The sequence below is a fragment of the Mesorhizobium sp. M7A.F.Ca.ET.027.03.2.1 genome, from assembly GCF_003999175.1.
In the GTDB taxonomy this organism is placed as follows: Bacteria; Pseudomonadota; Alphaproteobacteria; order Rhizobiales; family Rhizobiaceae; genus Mesorhizobium.
Genome location: NZ_RZOM01000501.1, coordinates 1 through 4289, shown reverse-complemented (window position 1 = coordinate 4289; position 4289 = coordinate 1). Strand labels below are relative to the sequence as shown.

Sequence of the window (4289 nt, the reverse complement as noted above, 5' to 3'; positions counted from 1 at the left end):
CCCGCGGGGTGAACCACCCGCCGCTGCCTCCTGCTCGGCCGCCGCCATGTCGGCGAGGATGCGCAGGCCGCTCTCGTAGAACGCGGTACCTTCCGGCGTCAGTTGCAGCTTTCGCGTCGAGCGGCTGACCAGCCGCGCGCCAAGCCGGGCCTCCAGCCGCGCGATCAGCTTGCTCACCGCCGAAGGCGTCATGCGCAACGCGCGTGCGGCAGAGGAAAAACTGCCTTCCTCGACGACGCGCACGAACACTTCGATCTCGCCGGAGCGATTGATGTCGGGCCTGGCCATTTATGAATCTATTTCACAGAAAATGTGCCCGAGGCAAGTCTGGTTCACAATGCCGGGAAGCACGATCTCAGGGCTCGGGGCGCGGGACGGCGCTCGTCGTCATCGAAGTGGAAATCGCCATGCCTCTTGCTCTCTACGCCCTTGCCGCCGGTGCCTTCGGCATCGGCGTCACCGAATTCGTCATCATGGGTCTGCTGCTCGATGTCAGCAAGGATCTCGGCGTTTCGATCACGGCCGCCGGCCAGCTCATTTCGGGCTATGCGCTCGGCGTCGTCATCGGCGCGCCCCTGCTGACCATCGCCACCGGCAACTGGCCACGCAAGACCGTGCTTCTGGCACTGATGGCGATCTTCACGCTTGGCAATCTCGCTTGTGCGCTGGCCCCCGATTACTGGACGCTGATGGGCGCCCGCATTATCACCGCCTTCGCCCACGGCACATTCTTCGGCGTCGGCTCTGTCGTCGCCACCGGGCTGGTCGCACCCAACAGACAAGCCTCGGCGATCGCGCTGATGTTCACCGGCCTGACCATCGCCAACATCCTCGGCGTGCCCTTCGGCACCTGGCTCGGCCAGGCCTTCGGCTGGCGGGCGACCTTCTGGGCGGTGACATTGGTCGGTGTGGCGGCCTTCGCCGTCATCCTGGCTCTGGTGCCACGCAGCCGGACGGCGCCCGAAAAGAGCGATCTGCGCGCCGATCTCGCCGTGCTGCGCCGCACGCCCGTCCTGCTCGGCCTCGCCACCACGGTGCTCGGCTATGCCGGCGTCTTCGCCGTCTTCACCTATATCGCACCACTGCTGACCGAGATCAGCGGCTTCAAGGAAGCGGCCGTGTCGCCGATCCTGCTCGTCTTCGGCGGCGGTCTCATCGCCGGCAATTTGCTTGGCGGCAAGGTCGCCGACCGCTGGCTGGTGCCGGCCGTGCTGGGCAGTCTCGTGGTGCTGGCCCTGGTGCTTGCAACCATGAGCTTCGCCATCCACAGCCAGGTCATGGCCGTCATCTATGTCGGCCTGCTCGGGGCCGCCGCCTTTGCCACCGTGGCGCCGCTGCAGATGTGGGTACTGGACAAGGCGCAAGGTGCCGGCCAGAGCCTCGCCTCGTCCTTCAACATCGCCGCCTTCAATCTCGGCAATGCGGCAGGTGCCTGGCTTGGCGGTGCGGTCATTGCCCATGGCCTTGGCCTGGATGCACTGACCTGGGTCGCCGCCCTGCTGCCGCTCACGGCACTCGGCGTGGCGGGGCTGGCGCTGCGTCTCGATCGCACCGCCACGCTCGGCGAGCCTGCCTCCATCCGGTCGTGACCGTCCTCTGCAAACCCGCTTCCCACACCTTTCATTCCACAGGAGTAAAAAGATGGACTACCGACGTCTCGGTGCATCGGGCCTGAAAGTGCCCGCACTCTCATTCGGCGCGGGAACCTTTGGCGGCTCCGGCCCGCTGTTCGGCGCCTGGGGCAACAGCGACGCCAGGGAAGCGCGGCGGCTGATCGACATCTGCCTGGAGGCCGGCGTCAATTTGTTCGACACCGCCGACGTCTATTCGAACGGCGCCTCGGAAGAGGTGCTTGGCGAAGCCATAAAAGGCCGCCGCGATGCCGTTCTGATATCGACCAAGACCGCGCTGCCGATGGGCGACGGACCGGCTGACTATGGCTCTTCCCGGTCGCGGTTGATCAAGTCGGTGGACGCCGCGCTGAAGCGCCTCGGCACTGACTATATCGACCTGTTGCAGCTGCACGCTTTCGATGCCGGGACGCCGATCGAGGAGGTCTTGTCGACGCTGGACGAACTCGTGCGCGCCGGCAAGCTGCGCTATGTCGGCGTCTCCAATTTCTCCGGCTGGCAAGTGATGAAGTCGCTGGCGCAAGCCGACAAGCACGGTTATCCGCGCTATGTCGCGCACCAGGTCTACTACTCGCTGGTCGGCCGCGACTACGAATGGGAGTTGATGCCGCTCGGCCTCGACCAGGGCGTCGGCGCGCTCGTGTGGAGCCCGCTCGGCTGGGGCCGCCTGACCGGCAAGATCCGCCGTGGCCAGCCCTTGCCGGAACAGAGCCGGCTGCACGACACAGCTGATTTCGGCCCGCCGGTCGAGGACGAGCATCTCTACCGGGTCATGGATGCGCTCGATGCGGTGGCGCAGGAAACCGGCAAGACCGTGCCGCAGATCGCCATCAACTGGCTGCTGCAGCGCCCGACCGTGTCGTCGGTCATCATCGGCGCCCGCAACGAGGAACAGCTTCGCCAGAACCTCGGCGCCGTTGGCTGGACCTTGACGCCGGAGCAGATGAAAAAGCTCGACGCCGCAAGCGAAGTCACCGCGCCCTACCCGTACTTCCCGTATCGGCGGCAGGAAGGCTTTGCCCGGCTCAACCCGCCGGCTGTGTGAGCGCATCGGGTCGTCATGGCGCAAGGTTCGCGGGCCAGCGCCCCCCTCTGGCCTGCCGGCCATCTCCCCCTCAAGGGGGGAGATCGGATGTCGCGGCGACTTTCGCCAATCTCAGGCGTAACAAGGGGCGGCGTTGTCGGCGGAGCTGCCAATCTCCCCACTTGAGGGGGAGATGTCCGGCAGGACAGAGGGGGGCGTCGTAGAACGCCGACCTCAAGAAGCCGTTGCTGCGAAACTCGCCCCTAATGCAGCACGAACTCACCATCCACCTTGCGCCATTCATTCGGCGCGATCAGCTTCTGGTGGGTGTAGCTGATCGAATGCAGCGGCCCGTCCAGCTTGGCCTTCCAGAATTCGATGAACTTGATCAGCACCGGAAACTTCGGCGCCAGATCGTAGTCCTGCCAGATGAAGCTCTGCAGCAGATGCGGGTGATCGGGAAAGTGATAAAGAATCTTGGCCGTGGTCAAGCCATAGCCTTTGAGCATCAGGTCCATTTCGGCATGGTCGCGCATTACGGTCCCCAGGTTGATTCGCCTGTCCTCCCATGGCTGATTGTGCGCGCCGCTGATTAATCGTCTATTGATTTTTTCTTCATCTGAACCGGCTTTAGCATGCGAAAACATGCAGTTAGCAGCGCACTTGGCCGAGTGCTGACAGCCTCGGGAAAGCCCCCTGCGGCATCCAGCCGCGCGAATCCAACGTCTAATGTTGCCGTAACGGCGGAACTGGTAATAATGCCGCCGAATTCGCGGCCCTGTCGCCGCGATCCCGCCGGCATTTCAAGCCGGCGATTGGTTCGGGAGGAAAGTCAGGAATGTCCGAGGTTCATGTCCATCGCGTCCAGCCGGCGTGGAAGAAAAACGCGCTGATCGACAATGACACCTACCTGAAATGGTATGCCGACAGCGTCAAGAACCCGGACAAATTCTGGGGCAAGCACGGCAAGCGCATCGACTGGTTCAAGCCCTACAGCAAGGTCAAGAACACCTCTTTCGACGGCAAGGTCTCGATCAAATGGTTCGAGGACGGACTGACCAACGTTTCCTACAACTGCATCGACCGGCACCTGAAGAAGCGCGGCAACCAGACCGCCATCATCTGGGAAGGCGACAATCCCTACGATGACAAGAAGGTCACCTATAACGAGCTCTACGAGCATGTCTGCCGGCTCGCCAATGTGATGAAGAAACACGGCGTCAAGAAAGGTGATCGCGTCACCATCTACATGCCGATGATCCCGGAAGCCGCCTATGCGATGCTGGCCTGCACGCGTATCGGCGCCGTCCATTCGATCGTCTTCGGCGGTTTCTCGCCGGATGCGCTGGCCGGCCGCATCGACGACTGCAAGTCGACCTTCGTCATCACGGCTGATGAAGGCCTGCGCGGCGGCAAGCCCATCCCTTTGAAGGAAAACACCGACAAGGCGATCGAGATCGCCGCGAAAGCCGGAACGAAAGTCGAAAAGGTGGTGGTCGTGCGCCGCACCGGCGGCAAGACCGGCTGGGTTTCAGGCCGCGACGTCTGGTACCACGACGAGGTCGCGACGGTGAAAGCCGAATGCAAGCCCGAGAAGATGAAGGCCGAGGACCCGCTGTTCATCCTCTACACAT

At 63.4% G+C, this 4289-nt stretch carries 5 protein-coding genes; 3 read left to right on the top strand and 2 right to left on the bottom strand.

All coding sequences use genetic code 11. From position 1 onward, the window contains the following. The coding region (locus EN750_RS20755; protein WP_145967801.1) for a LysR family transcriptional regulator at positions 1 to 288 on the bottom strand (288 nt) is incomplete at its 3' end. 119 nt (positions 289 to 407) lie between these two features. Between EN750_RS20755 and EN750_RS20750 the strand changes: the two genes are divergently transcribed. Both EN750_RS20750 and EN750_RS20745 read left to right on the top strand, forming a co-directional pair. Beyond that, the gene (locus tag EN750_RS20750) at positions 408 to 1589 is read left to right on the top strand and encodes an MFS transporter (RefSeq protein ID WP_127397505.1); all 1182 of its coding nucleotides are present in this window, start codon (positions 408 to 410) and stop codon (positions 1587 to 1589) included. Positions 1590 to 1641: 52 nt separating this feature from the next. Further along, positions 1642 to 2676, top strand: a complete 1035-nt coding sequence (locus EN750_RS20745; protein WP_127397504.1) for an aldo/keto reductase — start codon at positions 1642 to 1644, stop codon at positions 2674 to 2676. Positions 2677 to 2918: 242 nt separating this feature from the next. Here EN750_RS20745 and EN750_RS20735 read toward each other — a convergent pair whose 3' ends face one another. Beyond that, positions 2919 to 3191: an usg protein gene (locus EN750_RS20735; RefSeq protein ID WP_013529022.1), complete on the bottom strand. Its 273-nt coding sequence runs from the start codon at positions 3189 to 3191 to the stop codon at positions 2919 to 2921. A gap of 302 nt (positions 3192 to 3493) precedes the next feature. Between EN750_RS20735 and EN750_RS20730 the strand changes: the two genes are divergently transcribed. Beyond that, a partial coding sequence (locus EN750_RS20730; RefSeq protein ID WP_145967800.1) for an AMP-binding protein occupies positions 3494 to 4289 on the top strand: 796 nt, incomplete at its 3' end.

Excerpts from the sequence above, each read along its gene's own strand:
- EN750_RS20750 (WP_127397505.1), top strand. The coding sequence starts at position 408 with ATGCCTCTTGCTCTCTACGCCCTTGCCGCCGGTGCCTTCGGCATCGGC.
- EN750_RS20745 (WP_127397504.1), top strand. The coding sequence starts at position 1,642 with ATGGACTACCGACGTCTCGGTGCATCGGGCCTGAAAGTGCCCGCACTC.
- EN750_RS20735 (WP_013529022.1), bottom strand. The coding sequence starts at position 3,191 with ATGCGCGACCATGCCGAAATGGACCTGATGCTCAAAGGCTATGGCTTG.